This window comes from Oceanibaculum nanhaiense, assembly GCF_002148795.1.
GTDB classification, from domain to species: domain Bacteria; phylum Pseudomonadota; class Alphaproteobacteria; order Oceanibaculales; family Oceanibaculaceae; genus Oceanibaculum; species Oceanibaculum nanhaiense.
In genome coordinates this window covers 393,804-415,701 of record NZ_MPOB01000003.1, presented here as the reverse complement: position 1 = coordinate 415,701, position 21,898 = coordinate 393,804, and the positions used below count along the sequence as shown (strand labels likewise).

At 66.2% G+C, this 21,898-nt stretch carries 20 protein-coding genes; 9 read left to right on the top strand and 11 right to left on the bottom strand.

The window, feature by feature from the left end; genetic code table 11:
* Positions 1-65 precede the first annotated feature (65 nt).
* Complete coding sequence (locus tag BKM74_RS07265; RefSeq protein WP_086465022.1) at positions 66-1,331, bottom strand: amidohydrolase/deacetylase family metallohydrolase; 1,266 nt, start codon at positions 1,329-1,331, stop codon at positions 66-68.
* 244 nt (positions 1,332-1,575) lie between these two features.
* Here BKM74_RS07265 and BKM74_RS07260 point away from each other — a divergent pair, with 244 nt between their 5' ends.
* From BKM74_RS07260 to BKM74_RS07240, 5 genes are read left to right on the top strand one after another with little or no spacing between them, the layout of a single operon-like run.
* Complete coding sequence (locus BKM74_RS07260) at positions 1,576-3,942, top strand: xanthine dehydrogenase family protein molybdopterin-binding subunit (RefSeq protein ID WP_086465021.1); 2,367 nt, start codon at positions 1,576-1,578, stop codon at positions 3,940-3,942.
* A complete protein-coding gene (locus BKM74_RS07255) occupies positions 3,939-4,742 on the top strand; it encodes an FAD binding domain-containing protein (protein WP_086465020.1) in 804 nt (267 codons plus the stop codon). Before BKM74_RS07260 ends, BKM74_RS07255 begins: the two co-directional genes overlap by 4 nt.
* A 1-nt stretch (position 4,743) precedes the next feature.
* Positions 4,744-5,880, top strand: coding sequence for a xanthine dehydrogenase family Fe-S subunit (locus BKM74_RS07250; RefSeq protein ID WP_086465019.1), 1,137 nt, complete (start codon positions 4,744-4,746; stop codon positions 5,878-5,880).
* A gap of 48 nt (positions 5,881-5,928) precedes the next feature.
* A complete protein-coding gene (locus BKM74_RS07245) occupies positions 5,929-6,489 on the top strand; it encodes a MarR family transcriptional regulator (protein WP_086465018.1) in 561 nt (186 codons plus the stop codon).
* Positions 6,490-6,517: 28 nt separating this feature from the next.
* Entirely contained in the window at positions 6,518-7,654 is a 1,137-nt protein-coding gene (locus tag BKM74_RS07240; RefSeq protein WP_176342433.1) for an oxamate carbamoyltransferase subunit AllG family protein, read from the top strand.
* Positions 7,655-7,665: 11 nt separating this feature from the next.
* On the opposite strand, the gene BKM74_RS07235 is transcribed toward BKM74_RS07240, so the two are convergent.
* Entirely contained in the window at positions 7,666-8,001 is a 336-nt protein-coding gene (locus BKM74_RS07235; RefSeq protein WP_086465016.1) for a Rieske (2Fe-2S) protein, read from the bottom strand.
* Positions 8,002-8,030: 29 nt separating this feature from the next.
* On the opposite strand from BKM74_RS07235, the gene BKM74_RS07230 reads away from it, so the two are divergent.
* Entirely contained in the window at positions 8,031-8,777 is a 747-nt protein-coding gene (locus BKM74_RS07230) for a phosphoribosyltransferase (RefSeq protein ID WP_086465015.1), read from the top strand.
* 1 nt (position 8,778) lies between these two features.
* On the opposite strand, the gene BKM74_RS07225 is transcribed toward BKM74_RS07230, so the two are convergent.
* The 7 genes from BKM74_RS07225 to BKM74_RS07195 form a co-directional block, all read right to left on the bottom strand.
* Positions 8,779-9,606, bottom strand: coding sequence for a phytanoyl-CoA dioxygenase family protein (locus BKM74_RS07225; RefSeq protein WP_086465014.1), 828 nt, complete (start codon positions 9,604-9,606; stop codon positions 8,779-8,781).
* A 23-nt stretch (positions 9,607-9,629) separates the two neighbouring features.
* Complete coding sequence (locus BKM74_RS07220) at positions 9,630-10,751, bottom strand: amino acid ABC transporter substrate-binding protein (protein ID WP_245825851.1); 1,122 nt, start codon at positions 10,749-10,751, stop codon at positions 9,630-9,632.
* 293 nt (positions 10,752-11,044) lie between these two features.
* Positions 11,045-11,761, bottom strand: a complete 717-nt coding sequence (locus tag BKM74_RS07215; RefSeq protein ID WP_086465013.1) for an ABC transporter ATP-binding protein — start codon at positions 11,759-11,761, stop codon at positions 11,045-11,047.
* Positions 11,754-12,524: an ABC transporter ATP-binding protein gene (locus BKM74_RS07210; protein WP_086465012.1), complete on the bottom strand. Its 771-nt coding sequence runs from the start codon at positions 12,522-12,524 to the stop codon at positions 11,754-11,756. The genes BKM74_RS07215 and BKM74_RS07210 overlap by 8 nt, the downstream gene beginning before the upstream one ends.
* Positions 12,521-13,483 (bottom strand): branched-chain amino acid ABC transporter permease, encoded by a 963-nt coding sequence (locus BKM74_RS07205; RefSeq protein WP_086465011.1) that lies wholly within the window; start codon positions 13,481-13,483, stop codon positions 12,521-12,523. The genes BKM74_RS07210 and BKM74_RS07205 overlap by 4 nt, the downstream gene beginning before the upstream one ends.
* Entirely contained in the window at positions 13,483-14,343 is an 861-nt protein-coding gene (locus tag BKM74_RS07200; protein WP_086465010.1) for a branched-chain amino acid ABC transporter permease, read from the bottom strand. The genes BKM74_RS07205 and BKM74_RS07200 overlap by 1 nt, the downstream gene beginning before the upstream one ends.
* A gap of 85 nt (positions 14,344-14,428) precedes the next feature.
* Positions 14,429-15,643: an amino acid ABC transporter substrate-binding protein gene (locus BKM74_RS07195; RefSeq protein WP_086465009.1), complete on the bottom strand. Its 1,215-nt coding sequence runs from the start codon at positions 15,641-15,643 to the stop codon at positions 14,429-14,431.
* A gap of 431 nt (positions 15,644-16,074) precedes the next feature.
* Here BKM74_RS07195 and BKM74_RS07190 point away from each other — a divergent pair, with 431 nt between their 5' ends.
* The 3 genes from BKM74_RS07190 to BKM74_RS07180 are packed head-to-tail and all read left to right on the top strand — an operon-like array spanning position 16,075 to position 19,788.
* A complete protein-coding gene (locus BKM74_RS07190; RefSeq protein ID WP_086465008.1) occupies positions 16,075-17,052 on the top strand; it encodes a TAXI family TRAP transporter solute-binding subunit in 978 nt (325 codons plus the stop codon).
* Entirely contained in the window at positions 17,049-17,528 is a 480-nt protein-coding gene (locus tag BKM74_RS19140) for a DUF1850 domain-containing protein (RefSeq protein ID WP_086465007.1), read from the top strand. Before BKM74_RS07190 ends, BKM74_RS19140 begins: the two co-directional genes overlap by 4 nt.
* Before the next feature lie 22 nt (positions 17,529-17,550).
* Positions 17,551-19,788 carry a TRAP transporter permease gene (locus BKM74_RS07180; RefSeq protein WP_086465006.1) on the top strand — a complete coding sequence of 746 codons (2,238 nt, stop codon included), beginning with the start codon at positions 17,551-17,553 and terminating at the stop codon, positions 19,786-19,788.
* On the opposite strand, the gene BKM74_RS07175 is transcribed toward BKM74_RS07180, so the two are convergent.
* Together BKM74_RS07175 and hutG are read right to left on the bottom strand one after the other, a co-directional pair.
* Positions 19,785-20,972, bottom strand: coding sequence for an NAD(P)/FAD-dependent oxidoreductase (locus BKM74_RS07175; protein WP_086465005.1), 1,188 nt, complete (start codon positions 20,970-20,972; stop codon positions 19,785-19,787). The genes BKM74_RS07180 and BKM74_RS07175 overlap by 4 nt on opposite strands.
* Complete coding sequence (hutG, locus tag BKM74_RS07170; RefSeq protein WP_086465004.1) at positions 20,969-21,805, bottom strand: N-formylglutamate deformylase; 837 nt, start codon at positions 21,803-21,805, stop codon at positions 20,969-20,971. The genes BKM74_RS07175 and hutG overlap by 4 nt, the downstream gene beginning before the upstream one ends.
* Positions 21,806-21,898 lie beyond the last annotated feature (93 nt).

Sequence of the window (21,898 nt, the reverse complement as noted above, 5' to 3'; positions counted from 1 at the left end):
GGGACGGCTGGCGTCTGAAAATAAATGGCGGTGATCTGCGAAGAGCGCTCTTGGCGCCTTTCCCTCTACGCCGCGATGGCGTCCGGCACGAAGAAGGAATCGGCGTCGAAGCGCGTGCCGGCGCGCAGGCAGAAGACCGGGCGCAGCAGCTTCTCGCTGACCACTTCCTCGCCGGTATTGTCGGACAGAAGGAATCGGCCGCTCTCCAGCTTCAGCACGCTGATATCGGCCTCGCGGCCCGGCTGCAGCGTGCCCAGGCTGTCTTCCATGCGCAGCATGGTGGCCGGGTTCGCCGTCACCATCGCCACCACCTGTTCCAGCGACAGGCCGAGATGCAGCAGCTCGGTCATGGCGATGGTCAGGTTGAACGGGGCAACGCCGAAGAACGGGTTGCCGGTGCGGTCGCTGTCCTCGTTGGAGTTCGGCACCTGCACATTATAGCCATGCATGTCGGCGCCCAGCGTGAACGGCACCACGCCGGCCTCCAGCACCTTGCGGGCGGCGGCGAAGCTGAAATGCGAGCCATGGCCGACATCGACGCGCACGCCGCGATTATGGACCGCCTCCAGCAGGATCGGGTGGACTTCGCCGGTATCGGAGACGAAGCCGCCGGGATGCCGGGTGAAGGGGTGGGCCAGGATGTCGCCCGGCTCCATGATCGGCACCAGCTCGCGGATCAGCTCGTCCGGGTCGGGGATCGGCGCCGACTCGGCAGTCGGCCAGAGCTGGCCCAGATGGATATAGAGCGGCAAATCGAGCTGGCTGGAAATCTGCTTGCCCAGCTTGATGACCTCGATCCCCCAGCGCGACTGGCCGCCGATCTCGGCATGCGCCTTGATGCCCTTCACCAGATCCAGATTCTGCCGGGCGACGCGTACCGTATGCTGGACATTCACGCCGTTCGGCCCGTAGAGGTCCGGGTAGAGATGGCCTTCCAGCCCGCCCACCAGATAGGCGGATATGAAGCACAGCACGCGGCTGGCCGCCGGCTCCGACACATAATTGCGGAAGCCACCGATGGTCATGCAGCTGGGGCCGCCCTGATCGACCAGCGTGGTGACGCCGGAGCGCACGCCGACCATGTCCGGGTTCAGGCCGAACTTGCCGGTGACATGCTGATAGACATGGGCGTGGGTGTCGATCATGCCGGGCAGCACCAGCAGGCCGGCGGCATTGATCGTCTCTTTCGCGCGGGCCTGTGAGAGGTCGGGCGCGATGGCGGCGATCTTTCCATCCTGCACGGCGATATCGTAACGGCCATTGCGGCCGGCGGCGGGGTCGATCACCGTGCCGTTCAGGATCAGCGTGTCATACACCGGCTGCTCGCTCATCGAAATCTCCTCGCTGGCTGCGGGCGAAGCGCGGTCCGGGGTGTTCGGACAGGCAGTTCACCGGCGCTTCGGAAAAAAGTTGTAATACGGATCGTTGTACTTAAACTCTTTCTCAAAAGCTGTGCCAGCGGCCTCGAACTGTCAAGGGGCTGTCAAGGCGAAGCAGCATGAGGGTCAGGGGTACGGCGACAGCCGCGCCAGGCCGGATGGATCGATTCTGGATTGGGGCCGAAAGGGGGCCGCGATGGCGACGGAGTCCGGGCAAAACGAGAGTGGAAAAGGCATCGGCGCGCGCCTGCCGCGGCGGGAGGATGACCGTTTCCTGCGTGGGCGGGGCCGCTTTGTCGGCGATATGAAGCTGCCCGGCATGCTGGAGATGGCGTTCGTGCGCAGCCCGCTGGCACATGCCCGTATTCGTGGTGTCACCAAACCGGCCGAGGGCGGGCAACACGTCTATACCGTTGCCGACCTGATCGGCGTGAAGGGCATGCGCGCCGATTCCGGCCTGCCCGGCTTTCGCGGATCGGTGCAGCCGATCCTGGCCGAGGGCAAGGTGCGCCATGTTGGCGAGCCGGTCGCCGCCTGCCTGGCCGAGAACCGTGCCCTGGCCGAGGATCTGGCGGAGCTGGTCGAGGTCGATTTCGAGGAGCTGCCGGCGGTCCACGACATGACGAAGGCGTGCGATGCCGACGCACCCCTGTTGCACGCGCATTGGGAGAAGAACGCCTTTCTGGAATCCGCCGTCGATATCGGTTTCGAGGCGGCGATCAAGGATGCTGCCGCCGTGGTCACGCGGCGCTACCGCACCGCCCGGCAATGCATGGCGCCGCTGGAAGGGCGCGGCGTGCTGGCGGTCTGGGACCGCAATCTGGAAATGCTCACGCTGCATTCCGCGACGCAGATGCCGCATGTGGTGCGCACCGGGCTTGCCGAATGTCTGGGCCTCGATCAGGGGCAGGTGCGCATCGTCGCGCCGGATGTCGGCGGCGGCTTCGGCTACAAGGGCATATTGCTGGCGGAGGAGGTCTGCGCCGGCTATCTGGCGATGAAGCTGGACCGGCCGATCCGCTGGCTGGAGGACCGCAGGGAGCATCTGACCGGCAACGCCAATTGCCGCGAACATTCCTATGAGATCACCGGTTATGCCGCCGCCGATGGCGAGCTGCTGGCGGTCGATTGCAAGGCCATCGTCGATTCCGGCGCCTATTCGATCTACCCCTTCTCGGCCTGCCTGGAGGCGGCGCAGGTGCCCAGCATCCTGCCCGGCCCCTACCAGATGCGCGGCTTCCGCTGCACCACCATGGCGGCGGCGACCAACAAGCCGCCGATCCTGCCGTTCCGGGGCGTGGCGCGCACCGGTGTGTGCTTTGCGCTGGAACTGACGCTGGACGGGCTGGCCCGCGAACTGGGCATCAGCCAGGAGGAAATCCGCCGGCGCAATCTGGTGCGGCCCGACCAGATGCCCTTCATCAACATCACCAACAAGCATTTCGACAGCGGCGACTATCCCGAGGCGCTACGCCGCGCGGTGGAGGCCATCGACATTCCCGCTGTGCGCAAACGCCAGGCGGAGGCCACCGGCAATACGCGCATCGGGCTGGGCTTCGCGCTGTTCTGCGAGCAGGGGGCGCATGGCACCTCGGTCTATTCCGGCTGGGGCATCCCGATGGTGCCGGGCTTCGAGCAGGCGACGGCGCGCCTTACCCCCGATGGCGGGCTGGAACTGCGCGTCGGCGTGCACAGCCACGGCCAGGGGCTGGAAACCACGCTGGCGCAGATCGCCAATAGCGAGATCGGCGTCGATCCGGCGAAGGTGAAGCTGGTGCATGGCGATACCGCCTACACGCCCTATTCGACCGGCACCTGGGGGTCGCGCTGCGCGGTCATGGCCGGCGGTGCTACCGGCACGGCCTGCGCCGCGCTGGGCGAACGCATCCGCAAGATCGCCGCGCATCTGATGCAGGCGAAGCCGGAGGAGGTGGTGCTGGCAGACGGTTTTGCCCGCGCCGGATCAAGCCAGATCTCAATCGCGGAGGTGGCGGCCACCTGGTACCAGAAGCCGCAATTGCTGCCCGACGATGTCGATCCGCGTGGGCTGGAGGCGACCGAGGGCTACAAGACGGTGCGCGACACCGGCACTTTCTCCTATGCCTGCCATGCGGTGGTGGTCAGCGTCGACCTTTCGCTCGGCCATATCCAGTTGCTGGACTATGTGATCGTCGAGGATGCCGGCACCATGCTGAACCCGATGATCGTGGACGGCCAGGTCTATGGCGGCACGGTACAGGGCATCGGCACGGCTTTGTTCGAGGAGATGCCGTTCGATGCCGCCGGCCAGCCGCTGGCCTCCACCCTGGCGGATTATCACCTGCCGGTGGCCGCCGACATCCCGCCGATCCGCATCCTGCACATGGAAACGCGATCACCGATCAGCCGGTTCGGCCAGAAGGGTATTGGCGAGAGTGGCGCCATCGGCCCGCCGGCCGCCATCGCCAATGCGGTGAATGATGCGCTGGCCCCGCTGGGGGCCGCTGTGAACGAAATTCCGCTGACGCCGGAACGCGTGCTGCGCGCGCTGGCCGAGGCCCAGCCGAAGATGGCCGCCGAATGAAGCCCGCCCGGTTCGACTATCTCTCCGCCGCCGATATCGCCGGTACCGTTTCCCTGCTGGCCGAGGGCGCTAAGCCGATGGCCGGCAACCAGTCGCTGGGGCCGATGCTGAATCTGCGGCTCGCCCGCCCCGGCCATCTGGCCGATATCGCCCTGCTGCCGGAACTGCGCGCGGTCGAGGAAACGCCCGATGCCGTGCTGCTGGGGGCGGCCATCACCCATGCCGAGATCGAGGATGGCGAAGTGCCGGACCCGACCGGCGGCTGGCTCCGTGCGGCGGCGGCGAACATCGCCCACCGCGCGGTGCGCAACCGCGGCACCATCGGCGGCAGCCTTGCCCATGCCGATCCCGCCGCCGACTGGCCCATCGTGCTGACCGGGCTGGGTGTTTCCGTGCGGTTGCAGGGCCCAGAGGGCGTAAGGGAAATGCCGGTGGCGGACTTCCTTACCGGGCCGTTCTCCACGGCTTTACGGCCAGATGAGTTGCTGACGGCGGTGATCCTGCCGCGCCCGTCGAAGGGGGCACGCTGGGGCTACTGGAAATTCTGCCGGCAGGTCGGCGAATTCGCCAAGGCCAGCGCCGCCGTGCTGATCGACCCGAACGGGTTGGGGCTGCGCTGCGCGGTCGGCGCGCTGGGCCGCCAGCCGCTGCTGCTGGACGATCCGGCGGCGCTGATCGAAGGGCGGGTAAGCCCGGTCGAGGCGCTGGCCAAGGCACTGCCCGACCGCGCGCCAGCGGAACTGACGCTGCATGCCACGGCGCTGACCCGCGCCCTGATGCAGGCGAAAGGCGAGGAGTAAGATGAGCCTGCAAGAGATCACCCTGACACTGAATGGCGAAACCGTCACGAAGCCGGCGGAGCCGCGCACCCATCTCGCCGATTTCCTGCGCGAGGATCATCTGCTGACCGGCACCCATCTGGGCTGCGAGCAGGGCGTGTGCGGCGCGTGCACGCTCTATGTCGATGGAAGGCCGGTGCGCTCCTGCATCACCTTTGCCACATCGTGTGAGGGCGCCGATGTGCGCAGCATCGAAGGCTTCGAGGCCGATCCGCTGATGGCGCGGCTGCGCGCCGCCTTCACCAAGCATCATGGCCTGCAATGCGGCTATTGCACGCCCGGCATGCTGGCCACCGCCTATGACATCGTGCGCCGCCTGCCCGACGCCGACGAAACGCGTATTCGTGCGGAACTGTCGGGAAATATCTGCCGCTGCACCGGCTACGCCGGCATCGTCGAGGCGATCCGCGATGTGCTGGCCAACGATCCGCCGCAGGCTGCACTTCAGCCCCTGACGCGCAAGCGCCGGGCGGCAACGGATAACTCTTCCATATTGGCCACAGCGGTCCCGGCTGACGAACCCGCTGCCGATCTTCCGCTGTTGGACGTGACAGCACTGGCGGACGGGGTGGAGCTGACGCGCGAGATCGCGCTGGCGGCGCCCGCCGGCAAGGTCTGGTCGGTGCTGAGCGATATTCCCGCCGTGGTTGCCTGCATTCCCGGCGCATCGCTGGACGGTCCGGTCGAGGACGACATCGTGCGGGGCCGCTGCGTCGTCGCACTGGGGCCGATGCGGGCCAGCTTCGCAGGCTCGGCGCGGATTAAGCTGGATGCGGCGGCGCAGACCGGCACGGTGGCCGGCAGCGGCCGCGACCGGCTCAGCCGCTCCAGCCTGGACGGGGCGCTGAACTTCGCGCTGAAAGCGGAGGGCGAAACCGCCTCCCGCCTGTCTCTCGCCATGCGCTACCGGTTGAAGGGGCCGCTGGCGCAGTTCGGCCGGCCGGCGCTGGTGGCGGAGATCGCCGACCGCATCCTGGCCGATGTCGCGGCCAACATCGCCGCGCGCGCCAGCGGGCAGGCCGCACCCGCACAGCCGCAGGCGCTGAACGGGCTGGCGCTTTTGGTCGCGGCGCTGAAACGCCTCTTGCGGCTGGGCTGATCCGTGACCGATGGTGTGGACCCGATCACGTTCAGAACAGGACAAATCATGACTGTCGCCAAGACAGCGCGGACGGAGGAGTCCGCCATTGTGAAAAATTCCGCGCCGTCCGAGGAACCGGGCTGGCGCGGCGGGGTGCTGCAAGGCCGGCCGGGATTCCTGATCCGCCGCCTGCACCAGATCCACACCGCGCTGTTCCTGCAGGAATGCGGCGAGGAGAAGATCACCCCGATCATGTATTCGGTGCTCTCCGCGCTGTCGCAGATCGGCCCGGTGGACCAGACCACGCTGGCCAGGGCGGTGGCCATCGACAAGACCAACATGGCCGACATTCTGGAACGGCTGCGCAAGCGCGGGCTGATCCGGCGCCGCATCTCGACCAAGGACCGGCGCGTGCGGCTGACCGGCCTGACCGATGAAGGCCGCGACCTGCTCGACCGCATCGACGAAAAGGCGGAACGCGCGCATCTGCGCACGCTGGAGGATTTGCCGCCGGCGGAACAGGCGCAACTCGTCACGCTGATGACCCGCATCGTCGAGGCCAAGGATACCAGCACCGATTCCACAGGCACCGATTCCACCGGCGCTGGAGATTCCGTCGTCGATTGAGTGCAACCCGCAAACCGAGAGGCCTGATGTGACCGGCTCGTCCCCCGCGACCCAACAATCCTACGAAAGGCTGCTGGCCGTCGAACCGGTGCTGTCCCGCATCGCCCCCTTGCGCGATCTGGTCTCGGACCTGCCGCCGAAGACCCTGTTTCATGCCGGACCGCCCTTCGCGTCCGGCAAGGCGCTGCCGGCCCCGGTGCTGAACAGCGTCCTTGCCGCCATCCGGCATGAAGGCTGGGCGGAGTCGGTGGCCGGCGCCAAAGCGGCGCTGGAGCAGGGCCAGGTGGCGCTGGCCCCGGCGCAGGATATCGGCCTGGTTACGCCGCTGGCCTTCGTCGTCGGGCCGTCGATGTACTGCCTCGCCGTCTCCGATGCGAAGAACCCAAGGGCGCTGCGCCTGTCGCCGCTGAATGACGGGCCGCTGCCGGACTGCCTGCGCTTCGGCACCGGGCGCGAGGGCGGGCTGGCGCTGCTGCGCGGCCTGACCGGCGGCATCGGCGCCGATCTGGCCGCCAACCTGAAGCCGGCCCCGCTACTGCCGGTGCTGGCGGCGGGCCTGTCCGGCGGCGACGATCTGCATGGAAGGGTCAGCGCCGCGCAGGCAGCGGTGCGGGGGTTCTTCGGCGCTCATCTGGCACCTGAAAGCGAACAGTATCTCACCCAGGCCAACCAGTTCGTGCTGAACGTCATCATGGCGGCGGCAGCGCTGATGATCGGCGCGGGCGCGGGCGTGCCCGGCAGCACCATGGTGGTGGCCAGCGGCGGCAACGGTATCGATCATGGCTACAAGCTGGCGGCGGAGCCGGAACGCTGGATCGTGCGGCCAGCCAGTCGCCCGATCGGCCCGAAGATGCAGGACAAGGCCGCCGCCCTGCCGGCCATCGGCGACAGCGCGGTCATCGATGCGGCCGGCTTCGGGGCCGCCTGCCTGCGCTTCGCGCCCGACCTTGCTGGGCTGAAAGGGCATGTGGACGATGCCTATTTCACGGAAGCCGCGCATGACGCCTTCATCGGCCCGCATCCGGCGCTGAAATTTCCGGGATTGAGGGTGGGGCTTGATCTCGCAAGGCCGCGCGCCTGCCTCGGCGTGATGCTGGGCATGGTCGGGGCCGGCGGCACCGAGGGGCTGGTCGGGCGCGGCGTGGCGCCCTGGCCTGAAGGCTAGGGGCCGGAAGGCTAGGGCAACGGCACCAGCGGATCGGGCAGCAGGACCACCCCCTCATGCAGCTTCGTCGCATAGCGCTTCAGCGGCGGCAATTTCCAACCGGAACCGCAAATCCCGTCACTCAGGCGGAAGCGCGCGCGGTGGTGCGGGCATTCGATCCAGCCCTTGACGATACTGCCCTGCGCCAGCCGGGCGAACTGGTGCGGACAGCTGCCCTGAAGCGCCAGGACCTCGCCGCCCTCGCGCAGCAGCAGCACGAGTTGCCGGGCGATCAGCACATCCTTTGCCACGCCATCGGTCAGCGTCTCCAGCCGCATCGCGAATTGCCAGCCTGCCGGCGTCTGCATCAGTCTCTCACCTCATCTGGAAACCTATCATGAGCATCCCGCCCGAGCAGGACGATTACGTCAAGCCGACCAACGGCTTCTGGCAGGAAATTCTGCCAGCCGATGACCCGCTGGGCGATCCTGGGGGACAGGCAGAAGCCCCCTATCGCTACGGCTACCCGGCGCTTCTGCCGGACGGACGTTTCCTGGTGCTGCCGCTGCGCCGCCTGCCGGATGGCGGCCGGGCCGTCGCCTCGCTGATCGCCAACCAGGCCAGCTTCGCGGTGACCGAGGCGCTGGCCGGCCACATGGCGGACAAGGCGCGCGCCATCGGGGCCGACCTCGTCATCGGCGTGCCGACGCTGGGGCTGGTCTTCGCCCCCACCGTGGCGCGGCTGCTGGGCCATTCGAATTTCGTGCCGCTGGGCTATTCCCGGAAATTCTGGTACCGCGACGAACTGTCGGAGCCAGTGCAGTCCATCACCAGCCCGGGTGCGCGCAAATCCGTCTTCATCGATCCCAACATGCTGCCGCGCCTGAAGGGAAAGCGCGTGGCGGTGGTGGATGATGCGGTGTCCAGCGGCACCACGCTGCTGTCGGTGCTGTCGCTGCTGGAACGGCTGGACTGCACGATGGCCGGCATCGTCGTGGCGATGAAGCAGGGGGTGGGCTGGCGCGCCCGCCTGAACGAGCGCGACCCGGCCCTCGCCGGCATGGTGCATGGCGCCTTCGCCGCCCCGGTGTTCGAGCGGGTGGAGGGCGGCTGGGCACCGGTGCCGGGGACGCTCGCGGAGTAACCTAGACCCGGCCGGCTTTGGCCGCCTGCTGGATATCCTTGCTCTGGTAGCGGCTCCACATGTCGGTCAGGAACTGGATCGAACGCGGATCGAGGTCGATGCGCGGCACCGGATCGTCGTCCCAGTGATTGTGGCGGTCCTCGCCGCGTACCTTCAGCGCCGTGCGCCGCCCCAGGGTCGAGGCGACATGCGTGCCGATATAGAAGAAGGCGAGCCCGATCCGGCGGTCAGCGGTGAAATTGCCCAGACTGCCATGGGCGGTGCGCACGTGATGGATGGAGAATTCGCCGGGCTCCAGCTCCAGATAGGCCGCCTTGTCGTCGTCCAGCCCATGGATGGTCTGGCCGCGGGCCAGCAGGTTCTGCGGATCGTAGGTCTCCTCATGCTCGTATTGCGGGCCGAGATGCGAGCCGGGCAATACGCGCAGGCAGCCATTGGCCTTGTTACTGGGCGTGAAAGCCAGCCAGACCGTTACCGAATCGTTCGGTTCCAGCCCGTAATAGGCGGAATCCTGGTGCCAGGACACGAATTTGCTGCTCTGCGCCGCCTTGGCGAACATGGAGGAGCCGAACAGCAATATGTCTGGCCCAAGCAGGGATTCTACGGCGTCCAGAATTAGAGGGTGCCGCGCAAGGTCGGTCATCCAGGGCGATACCAGATGCGCCTTGATCTTCATGCGGACATTGCAGTCCTCGCCGAGCGCTTCCTCGAAGGCCTCGATACGGGCGCGGCAGTCCGCAGCGTGGGCCGCGGAAATGGCGCGTTTCTTCACGAAATAGCCTTGCGCGTTAAAGCTGTTGACTTCGGCTGGGGTGAGACTGCCGGACATGGTCGGTATCCTTCTGCAGGGACTCAGTTCAGCTTCATTTTGGCTGAGGCGATGGCGGCCGGGGCGAGGACAACCGGCTTGCCACCCTGAATCTGGATGATCGGCAGGTCGCGGTTATCATTCAAACCATCCGCACGGAACTTGATCGGTCCGTAGAAGGTCTTGATGTCAATCTCGCTGAGCGCTTTGCGAACCGCCTCGCGGTCCAGTGTACCGGCCTTCTCGATCGCCTTCTGCAGCACGATCAGTGCGGCGGCGGAGGAGGCGTGGACATAGTCGGGCTCCTGCCCGGAGGCCTTCACAACGGCGTCGTAGAAAGCCTTGGTCGAGCCGAACACGTCATCGCCTTCATAGATGGCGGAATAATGCCACCAGGAGGCGCTGGTCACATTCTCCGCCAGCGGCCCCAGCGTATCGGCATATTCCTTGTAAGCGGGGCCGGTGATCATGGTCACGATGGGCGCTTTCACGCCCAGATCATTCATCTGCTTGGTTACCAGAATCAGATCGGCGGTGTAGCCGGTGACGTAGATCCAGTCTGGCGCTGCCGACTTCATGCTGGTGATGGCGGTGGCGTGGTCCATGGCCCCGACGGGATACAGCTCGTTATAGGCGACTTTCAGCCCGGCCTTCTCCGCGCCCTTGGCCATCAGGCTGGCCATGATTTTCGGGAACACATCGTCACGACCCAGGATTGCTATGCTCTTCAGATCCGGCTTGGTTTGCTTGAACAACGTCAGCATGCCGTCGATCAGGCCGCTGGACGGGGCAAGCGTACCGAACAGGTACTTGAAGCCCTGGTCGTGTACCGGCTCGGAGGAGGCGACGGCGACGATCGGCACGCCGTACCGCTCGGCCACGGCGGCAGTGATCTTGGTGTGGCCCGATCCGAAAGGGGCCGTCAGAAAATCCACCTTGTCGTCGGTGATCAGCTTCTCGGCCAGCTGCCCGGCGCGCTTGCCGTCAGTCTGGTAGTCATAGGTCACGAGCTCGACCAGCATTTTCTTGCCGCCGACCTGGATGCCGCCGGCGGCGTTCACGCGCTCCAGCCACAGATCATAGGCCAGCTTCTGCTTGCCGCCTTCGGCGGCCAGCGCCCCTGTGAGCGCCAGTGGCGAGCCGATGCGTATGGTGTCCGCGGCCACGGCGGCGCTGGCAAGCGCAGAGGCTAGGGCGCCGGTCAGGGCAAGAGTACGAAAGAGGGCGGCGCTCCTGCGGATCGGGTGGGCTGTGCGTGCGTGCATTGTGCGTGCCTTTCTCCAGAGTGGCCGCGGAATAGCGGTGCGGTGGAGGCAGCAATATGCATGCCAAATTTCTCAATCAGACAAACTGTAGTTATTACAACAGTTATATACGCTATGATCTTCTTGCAGTGCCTTTCCCGCAAGCTGTCCGCCGCGAATTTCGGCAGCGGCCGCCCAGGAAACGTGCAGCCGTATCAGATCCCCATATAGGCTTCGCGGATCTTCGGGTTCTCGCCGAGATCCGCCGTGGTGCCGGCCATCGAGACCCGGCCGGTCTCGATGACGAAGGCGTGGCGGGCGATCTCGAAGGCGGTCAGCACGTCCTGTTCGACCAGCAGGATGGTGAGGCCGGTGCGGTTGATCTCGATCAGCGACTCGCCCAGCTTCTCAACCAGCCGGGGGGCAAGGCCCAGCGACAGCTCGTCGATCATCAGCAGCTTCGGGCGGGACAGCAGGCCGCGTCCGATGGCGCACATCTGCTGCTCGCCGCCGGACAGGGTGGTGGCGTCCTGCTTGCGCCGATCCTTCAGGATCGGGAACATGTCATAGACGAAGTTGAGGTCCGCCTCGATCTCCGGGCGGTCGCGCCGGAGATAGGCGCCCAGCAGCAGATTATCCTGCACGGTCAGGCCCTTGAACAGACGCCTGCCTTCCGGCACATGGGCAATACCGCGCGCCAGCACCCCATCCGGGTCCAGGCCGCCGATCTCCGCCCCATCCAGCCGGATGCTGCCGCCGCGTGGCTTCAGCAGGCCGGAGATGGTGCGCAGCAGGGTGGTCTTGCCGGCGCCGTTGGAGCCGACGATGCAGGTGATGCCGCCGCGCTCGACGGCGACCGAAATGTCCCACAGCACCTGCACGTCGCCATAGCCGGACTGTAGCTTGTCGATGGTCAGGAAGGCGTCAGCCATGTGCGGCTCCCTCAGCGTTCGTACCGGCGAAGCGGGCGGCGAATTTCGCACCCAGATAGGCCTCCACCACGCGCGGATCATTGACCACGGCGGTCGGGTCGCCCTGCGCGATCAGCTCGCCATGATGCAGCACCAGGATGCGCTGCGAGATCGACAGCACCACCTTCATCAGATGCTCGATCAGGATGATGGTGATGCCGCGCGCGGCGATCTTGCGGATCAGGTCGAGCGCACCGTCGATCTCCGCCGCGTTCAGCCCGGCATTTACCTCGTCCAGCAGCAGCACCTTGGGTTTCATGGCGAGGCTCTTGGCCAGCTCCAGCCGCTTGCGGTTGGGCAGGCTCAGCAGCGCCGCCGGCTGATCGGCGACCGGGCCCAGCCCGACAAATTCCAGCTCGTCGCGGGCGGCCTGCATCGCCGCACCCATGCCGGCATGCCCGCCGCCGAACAGCGATCCGGCGGCGACATTCTCCAGCACCGTCATTTCCGGGAAGGGCTGCACGATCTGGAAGGTGCGGGCAAGGCCGCGCCGCGCCGCCTGGAACGGCTTCTGCCGGCTGACGTCGGTGCCGGCGAAGATCACCTTGCCGCCGGTCAGCGGATGCACCCCGGTGATGAGATTCACCAGTGTGGTCTTGCCGGCGCCGTTCGGGCCGATCAGCCCGACGATCTCGCCTTCCTTCAGCGTGAAGGAGACGTCATTCACCGCACGGATGCCGCCGAAGGCCTTGGAGACCCCCTCAAGACGCAATATCCCGGTCATGCCGCACCTCCCTGCTTCGCCGGGGCGGGCTTGCGGCGCAGCAGCTTCCGGTAGTCCAGCTTCAGGAAGCCGCCCGGCAGGAAGAAGATCAGGAAGACGATGATGCCGCCCAGGATGGCGCGGTTCCATTCCAGGAAGTTCGCCCAGAAGAACTCCTCCAGCAGCACGAACAGGCCGGCCCCGACAACTGGGCCAAGCACCGTACCGGCACCGCCCAGCAGCACCATCACCGGCACCTTTACAGTCAGCAGGATGGAGAAGCTGTCGGTCGGATCGATATAGCCGACCCAGGAGGCATAGACTGCCCCAACCGTGCCGCAGAACAGGGCGGACAGCGCATAGGCCATGATCTTGTAGCGCGTGGTGTCGATGCCGACCATGTCGGCGGCGTCCTCGTTCTGGTTGATGCAGCGCAGCCCGAAGCCGAGCCGTGCGCGGTCCACCAGTACGGTCGCGACGAAGGCGGCCAACATCACCGCCAGCATGACGTAGAGCACGGTGGACGCCACCCGGTCCGGTCCGCCTTCCAGCAGCGGCACGTTCAGCCCGTCGCCGCCGCCGGTCAGGCTGCCCCAGGAGGAGATCACCAGGCGCACCACCTCGACCACGGCGATCGAGCCGATGGCGAAGTAATGGCCCTTGAGGCGCAGGATGATCGCCCCAAGGGCCACGGCGAAGGCGGTGACGAACAGCGTCGCCAGCGCCCAGGCCAGCACCAGCGGCACGCCGTTGCGCTGCGCCAGCGCGCCGGCATAGCAGCCCAGCCCGAAGAAGGCGGCGGTGGAGAAGGAGGGATAGCCGGCGAAGCCGCCGATGAAATTCCACGACAGCGCCATCGCCGAATACATCGCCACCGTGATGGCGATGCGCACCGTGTAATTGTCGGCTACCAGCGGGGTCGCCGCCAGCAGCACGATCCAGGCCGCCAGCAGGGCGTAACGCAGCGGATGCGATATCATTATTCGTATCCCTTCACGCCGACCAGGCCGGTCGGGCGTACCACGAGCAGTACCAGCATGATCAGGAAGCCCAGCGTGATGGCGTGCTGCGGGCCGATCAGATAGCCGGCGAAGCTTTCGATGATGCCCAGCGCGATGCCGCCGACCAGGGCGCCGGGCACGCTGCCCAGCCCACCGATGACGCAGATCACGAAGGCCTTGCCGAGGAAGGTGCCGGTCAGGTTGGTGGTCACCGGGAACACCATGGCGAAGACGGCACCGGCGGCACCGGCCATCAGCGCGCCGATGCCGAAGGTGATGGCGTAGATGCGGTTCACCTGGATGCCCATCAGCGCGGCGGCTTGGCGGTCCATGCGCACGGCGACGATGGCCCGACCGATGCGCGAGCCGCGCATCACCAGATAGAGAATGCCGGTCAGCACAAAGGCCAGCGCCATGCCCAGGAGCCGGTCCTTCGGCATCACCGCGCCCAGCACCTCGATGCTGCCGAGGTCCATCGTCACGCGGCGTGGCGTGGCGGTGAAGAACACGGTCATCAGGTTATAGAGGATCATGTCCAGCCCGAAGGTCAGTGTCAGCGTCGTCAATACCGGCGCCGTCACCACCTTGTTGATGAACAGATATTGCAGCGCGAAGCCCAGCCCGTAGAGGATGGCTGCCACCACCGGCAGCGCCAGCACCGGGTCGATCTGCAGATGGAACCAGGCGAAGAAGGTGAGATAGCCGCCGAGGATGATGAAGGAGCCGTGCATCATGTTGATGACGTTCAGCACGCCCCAGACCAGCGAGAAGCCGACAGCGATGCAGGCGTAGAGCGCCCCCAGCACGATGCCGTTAACGAGAATTTGCGTGAAATCCACGGCCGGGTTCCCTTTTGCGGTGCCGGACGGACAGGAGGAGGAAACCGGGGGAGGGAGGCTCCCCCGGTCCGGTGCGGATTGACGCCTACTTCACCAGGGCGAGGTCGGCATTGGCGATGCTGGCCGGGTACAGGACCTTGATGTCTTCGCCCTGCACCTGGATCACCGGCATCTCGCGGCCCTGGTTCATGCCGTTGGCGCCGAACTTGATCGGGCCATAGAAAGTCAGCATGTCGGTTGCCGCCAGCGCGTCGCGCACCGCCTTCTTGTCGGTCGAGCCGGCCTTCTGCACCGCGTTCACCAACACATCCGCCGCTGCCGCGCAGGAGGCGTGGACATAGTCCGGGTCGGTCTTGAAGGCGGCGGTGAAGTCCTTGTAGAAACCCGCCGTGGTGCTCCAGGCGCCGACCGCGCCAGTATAGGCGGTGGCATGGTGCCACCAGGTCGAGCTGGTGACGCCGTTGGCGAGATCGCCGAGGCCTTCAGTGAATTCGCGGTAGGCCGGGCCGGTGACCATGGTGATGATCGGCGCCTCGACGCCCAGATCCTTCATCTGCTTGCGGCCGAGGATCAGGTCCTGGGTGTAGCCGGTCATGTAGATCCAGTCGGGCTGGCCCGCCTTGATCGCCGACATCGCGGCGGAATGGTCCATGGTGCCCACGGCATACAGCTCGTTATAGACGACCTCCAGCCCGGCGGCCTTGGCGGAGGCTGCCAGCGAGGTTGCCATCGCCTTCGGGAACACGTCGTCGCGGCCATAGACAGCGACCTTCTTCAGCGACGGCAGCTTTTCCTTGAACAGCGCGGCCATCGCGTCGGTCATGCCGGTGTTCGGGGCCAGCGTGCCGAACAGATATTTGAAGCCCTGGTCATAGACCGATTCGGAGGAGGCGACGCAGGCCAGCAGCGGCACCTGATAGCGTTCCGCCACGGCGGCGACGATCTTGGTATGGCCGGAGCCGAACGGCGCCATCAGCACGTCAACCTTGTCGTCGGTCACCAGCTTTTCGGCCAGCTGGCCGGCGCGCTTGCCGTCGGTCTGGTAATCATACTTCACCAGCTCGACCTTCATGGTCTTGCCGCCGACCTTGATGCCGCCGGCTGCGTTCACCTTGTCGAGCCAGAGCTGCCAGACCCCGTCCTGCTTCTTGCCCTCGTCGGCCAAGCCGCCGGTCAGCGCCAGCGGCGCACCGATACGCAGTACGTCGGCCGCATGGGCCGCGGAAGGAAGGCTGGCGGCCGAGACGAGAGCGACGGCTGCCGCGGCGACGAAGGCGGTATCCTTGAATTTCCCAAACATGATGCGACCCCTAGCGTTTGCCATGGTTGTTGCGGTCGGCCGCATGCCGGGCTCCTGTACTGTCTGGACGTTGTCGCGGGACGCCCTGTTCGTCCCGGTCGCCGTCCGGCGGTTGCCCGGCATAGCCGAATATGCTTCTCCGCAAGCGGCATGCCAAAAGCCGTAACGCCAATAGTTTCAATAGCAACTAATTGGTTTGGTGGAGGCTTTGTCAGGGAAAATGTCTAATGTTTGAGCGATCCTGTGCACAGTTGGCGAAAAACCGGGCAGCGGCGTCTTGCCGCAACCGGTCCGGCTTGCCGGCGGCTTTCATCCGCCACGCTTCGCCGCTGGCGTCCGGATTGGCGACCGGCTAGGATCGCGCCAGGACAGTGTGCAGCGCTGCTCAGGGCGCTTGCCGTGTCCTTATCTATTGAACAGGGGATGTTTCCATGAAACTGAAATTTGCATCGCTGGCCCTTGCTGCCGGCCTCATCGGCGGTCTCGCGCTTTCCAGCCAGGCCGATGCGCAGCAGCGCGTGTTCTTCGGCATTGCGACCGGCGGCACCGGTGGCACCTATTACCCGCTGGGCGGCATGCTGGCCCAGGTGCTGTCCAACAACGCCGTGATCGACGGCAAGAAGCTGGCCGCCACCGCCGAGACCGGCAATGCCTCGGTCGCCAACGCCAAGCTGCTGGGTCGCGGCGAGATCGAGAGCGCCTTCATCGCCGCCGATATTCTGGACGCCGCCTATAAGGGCGAGAACCAGTTCAAGGACGGCGCGGTGAAGAACATCCGCGCGCTGGGCGCACTCTATCCGGAGACCGTGCAGCTCATCGTGCGTGCCGATTCCGGTGTGAAGAAGTTTGCCGACCTGAAGGGCAAGTCGATCTCCTCCGGCTCGCCGGGCTCGGGCCAGTGGCAGCTGCTGGGCGACCTGCTGGAAGTGCACGGGCTGAAGCGCGAAGATGTGAAGGAGGATTTCTCCTCCTTCGCGCAGTCGGTGGACAAGATCAAGGACGGCAATCTGATCGCCAGCCTGATCACCGCCGGCACGCCGACTTCCTCGGTGCTTGATCTCGCCAACGGCCACGCCATCAGCATCGTGCCGCTGGCCGGCCCGGAGGTCGAGGCGCTGAAGAAGAAGCAGCCCTACTATGCCTCCGTCACCCTGGCGGCGGATACCTACAAGGGCCAGACCGCTGCCGTCGAGACGCTGGCGGTGATGGCGATCTGGGCCAGCCATGCCGAGCTGTCCGACGAGGTTGCCTACGCCGTGGTGAAGGCCGCCTACGAGAACACCGAGACGCTGGCCAAGGTGCACACCCAGGGCAAGAACATCACCCTGGCGACCGCGCTGCAGTCGGTCTCTGTCCCGCTGCATCCGGGTGCGGAGAAGTTCTACCGCGAGAAGGGCCTGCTGAAATAAGCCGCCTGACCGCTACAGGCAGGGCGGCCCTGGCCGCCCTGTTCCTGCTTGCCGGCTGCGCCGGAACGCCGGAGACAATTTCCTGCGTTCCGCGCATCGGCATTTACGGCCATCCGGACGGCACGCTTCTGGCGGAGGTCGAGACAACACCGGGCGGCACTTTCGCGCTGCGCTATATCCATTCGGTCGCGCTGACCCCGGTGGTCAGCCGGTACCGGCTGGAAGAGGACCGGATCGTGCAGACCGCGGAGGAATTCGACCAGCATGGTTTCGGCCTGCCCTATGGCGCCGACCGGCCGGGCGAAAGGTTTGAGTTGCGCGACGGGCGCTTCCTATTGCATATGCACCGCGCGGTCGGCCCGCTCTATGTGCGGGTGGGGGCGGCCTATGGCAATCGGCTGGAGGCAGCGGGGAGCCTCGATCTGACGCAATGGGGCGCGCGCCGGCTGGAACTGGTGCCGCTGCCCTGCGGGTAAGGCATATCGAAGGGGAAACAGGGTGACGGATCGCGAGAAGAACGCGCAGCCGGAAGAGGCGCTGTCCAAGGACCAGATCAACCGGCTGGTCGAGGAATATGATCCGGAATCGAATTTCCGCCAGCTGATCGGCGCCGCCGCCATCCTGGTCACCGTGATGGGCGTGCTGCTGTCGCTGTTCCACGTCTATACGGCGGGCTTCGGCCTGCTGAACGAGATCGCCCACCGTTCCATCCATCTCGCCTTCGTGCTGGCGCTGATCTATCTGGTGTTCCCGGAGCAGCGGCGTGCCCGCCCCACCGTGGAATGGCCGGTCAGCCTGGGTTTCGTCGCCTTCTACCTCTATCTCGCCTATGACATGGCGCGCGCGCTGGAAGGCCGCGGCGAGGGCGAGGGGACATGGCTGTTCGTGCTGCTGATCGCCGGCGTGTCCTTCCTGACGCTGCCCTTCAAGTTCCTGGGCACGGAGCGCAACCGCATCCCCTGGCGCGACTGGATCATGGCCGCCGTCGCCGCCTCGGTGTCGCTGTATTTCGTCGTGTTCTTCGAGGAGATCTTCATCGGCCGGGTCGGATCACCGATCGGCCAGGACTACATGATGGGCGTGCTGGCGATCATCATGGTGGTGGAGGCGACGCGCCGGACCATGGGTCTGTCGCTGCCGATCATCGGCGTCATCTGCCTGCTCTACGGCATGCTCGGGCCGTATCTGCCCGGCGTGATGGGGCATCGCGGCTACAGCATCCTGCGCATCGTCAACCACATCTATATCGGCACCGAGGGCATCTACGGCATCGCGGTCGGCGTGGTGGCGACCTACGTCTTCCATTTCGTGCTGTTCGGCGTGCTGATGCAGCTGACAGGCCTCGGCCAGCTCTTCATGAACCTCGCCACCATCGTCGCCGGGCGCTATTCCGGCGGTGCGGCCAAGGTCTCGGTGGTGTCCTCCGGCCTGTTCGGCATGATCTCCGGCTCCTCCATCGCCAACACAGTGACGACCGGCGCGCTGACCATCCCGATGATGAAGCGCAGCGGCTTTTCCTCGCGCTTCTCGGGCGCGGTCGAGGCCTCGGCCTCGTGCGGCGGGCAGATCACCCCGCCGATCATGGGCGCCTCGGCCTTCGTCATGGCCGAGATGCTGGGCGTGCCCTACAACCATCTGATCCTGATCGCGATCTTCCCGGCGATCTTCCATTATTTCGCCATGCTGCTGATGGTGCATCTGGAGGCCAAGCGCCTCGGCCTGTCCGGCATTGACCGGCGCTATATTCCGGTCTTCCTGGAAGTCATGGGCCGGTCCTGGCACCTGCTGATTCCGCTGGTGGCGATGGTGACGCTGCTGCTGATGCAGTACACGCCGTTCCTGGCGGCGTTCTGGGGCATCATCCTGACCATCGTGTGCGGCTACCTGCCGCTGATCCTGCGGCCGATGGGCTTCAAGTCGCTCGACCCGTCCTCGGCGCTGAAGCCGCGCCAGCTGATCGAAGGGTTCGAACTGGGGGCGAAATACGCGCTGGGCATCGGTGCCGCCTGTGCGTGCGTCGGCTTCATCCTCGGCATCGCCACCCTGTCGGGCATCGGCTTCAAATTCTCGGGCGCCGTGCTGCAGCTCGCCTCCTCGGCGGCCGAGACGGTACTGGCCTTCGACTTCACCGGCTGGATCGGTCAGCAGGGCGTGACGTTGTTCTTCGCGCTGGTGTTCATCGCGATGGCCTGCATCCTGATGGGGGCCGGCATCCCGACGACGCCGACCTACATCATCCTGGCCTCGATTGCCGCCCCGGCGCTGCACGATCTGGGCGTGCCGCTGCTGGTGACGCATTTCTTCGTGTTCTATTACGGCGTGCTGGCCGATGTGACGCCACCCGTGGCGCTGGCTGCCTATGCCGGGGCCGGCATCGCCGGGTCGGAGCCGATGCGCACCGGCACCACCGCCTTCCGCCTGTCGATGGGCAAGGCACTGGTGCCCTTCATGTTCGTCTATGCGCCCAGCATGCTGCTGGTGGATTTCACCTGGCTGGAATTCACCCAGGCGATGCTGAGCGGCCTGCTGTCCGTGCTGTGCCTGTCGGTCGCCTATATCGGCCATTTCCGCGCGGCGGTGTCGGGCTGGACGAAGCTGGCCCTCACCATCGCCGGGCTGCTGCTGATCTTCAACGATCTGCGCGGCATTCTGGTCGGCGCGGCCATCGCCGCCCTGGCGCTGGGCGGCAACTGGCTGGCGGCGCGGCGGCTCGCCGAAGGTGGGAAGGGCGGTTAGGAGACCGCACCCGCGCCATAGGTGCCGCGCAGCGGCTGCCCCTCGGCGAAGCGGGTGAAGCGATAGGGCTCAAGCGGCTGGTCGGTGGGCAGGCCAAGCGCCGCCTGGGCCAGCAGCCGGCCGATCATCGGCGACAGCTTGAAGCCATGGCCGGACAGGCCAAAGGCGGCGGTCAGCCCTTCGATGCCGGGCAGCGGCCCCAGCACCGGGTTCCAGTCCGGCGTGGTGTCGTACAGGCCGGACCAGGAGGTCACGAAGCGTGCCTCCTCGAATTTCGGCATGCGGTGGGCCAGCGCCGCGCCCTGCTCGACGATCCAGTCCAGCGGGATGTCGGCATCGCCGGTTTCCGGCGAGTCGGTCTCCACGCCCTCATCGCCGGTGCCGACCAGGATCTGGCTGCCGGAGGTCGAGCGGGTATAGAGCAGGCTGGGCGAAGCCAGATCCTTCAGGATCGGGAGGCGCGGCGTGTAGGGCTCGTCCACCTCGAAGGCCAGCACGTCGTGTCTTGTGATGCTCATCGGCAGCTCGACGCCGGTCCAGCGGGCCAGATCATGGCTCCAGACATTCATCGCCGATACCACCGCGCCGGCCTGCACATCACCGTCCGAGGTTTTCAGCCCGGTGACGCGGTTGCCATCCATCAGCAACCCCTCGACGGTCACAGCCTGGCGGATATCCGCCCCGGCGCGCTTGGCGGCGCGGGCGAACCAGCTGGCCGTCAGATAGGGGTCGGCGAAGCCGGCGCCCGGCTCGTAGCCGATGGCGTCGATGTCGTCGAGGTTCAGCCAGGGGTGCAGTTCCAGTGCCTCTGCCTTGTCGATCAGCCGCGCCTCGATGCCGATGCCGGCCTGATGCGCGATGGCGCCGCGTACCGCCTTCGACGAGTCGCCCTCCGGCGCCACGATCATATAGCCGCAGCGGATGAAGCCGGCAGCGGCCTCTTCATCGCCGATCAGCGCCTGGAAACCCTCGAACATTTCCAGCGAGGCCTTGGCCAGCGCCATATTGGCCGGCACGGAATAATGCGCGCGCAGCAACCCGCTGGACTGCGCCGTGGTGCCGCCGGCGATCTGCTGGCGCTCGAACAGCGCAACGCGGCCCGCACCGAGGCGGGTCAGGTGGAAGGCGACGGCGGTACCGATGGCGCCGCCGCCGATCACCGCGACATCATAGCTCTTGCTCATCGTGCGGCCTTCTTCTTCTCGGCGTTGGCGAAGCCCAGGCAATCTTCCATGATCGCGGTCAGCACCGTGCGGATCGGCGCGGCATAGGCGGGATCGTAGGGTGTCGGCCAGTTGTCTTCGGACACCGGCCCTAGCGGTTCTTCCATATAGCCGCGGCAGCCCAGCTCCATCTGCACGGCATGCACGCCCTCGGCGGGCTGACCGTATTTCCGGGTTATGTAACCGCCCTTGAAGCGGCCGTTCAGCACGGCGGGGAACTCGCTTTGCGCGCACTGCCCGCGCACCGCCTCGGCCAGTTCCGGCGCGCAGGAGGCGCCGGAATTGGTGCCGATGTTGAACACCGGCAGCGTGTCCTCGAACAGGCGCGGAATCACCGAGCGGATCGAATGGCAGTCATACAGCACCACGACCGGGTGGTTTTCCCGCAGCCGCGCGATCTCCGCCGCCAGCGCGTCGTGATAGGGCTGGAAATAGGTCGTGCGGCGCGACGCAATCTCCGCCTCGTCCGGCTCCTGACCGTCCTTGTACAGCGGTTCGCCATCGAAGCTGGTGAGCGGGCACAGGCCGGTAGTCGCCTGGCCGGGATAGAGCGAGGCGCCGGACGGGTCGCGGTTCACGTCGATGATGGTACGCGAAATGCCGGTGCGGACCATTGTGGCGCCGAGATCGGCCGCGAAATCATACAGTTTCTCGATCCACCAGTCGGCATCCTTGCGGGCCAGCCAGGGCGAGACCAGCCGGTTCTCGAACGCCGCCGGAATATCCGTGCCGGTATGCGGGAAGCTCAGCACGAGGGGCGCATCGCCCCGGCGGATGGTCAGCCAGTCGGTCATCGGTACTCTCTGAATGTCATGGGCATGCGGGTGCCTTGGAAGGCCGGAGTTCGATTGTGCGAAGATGAAGCCCCGCTCGCGGATTATGTCTAG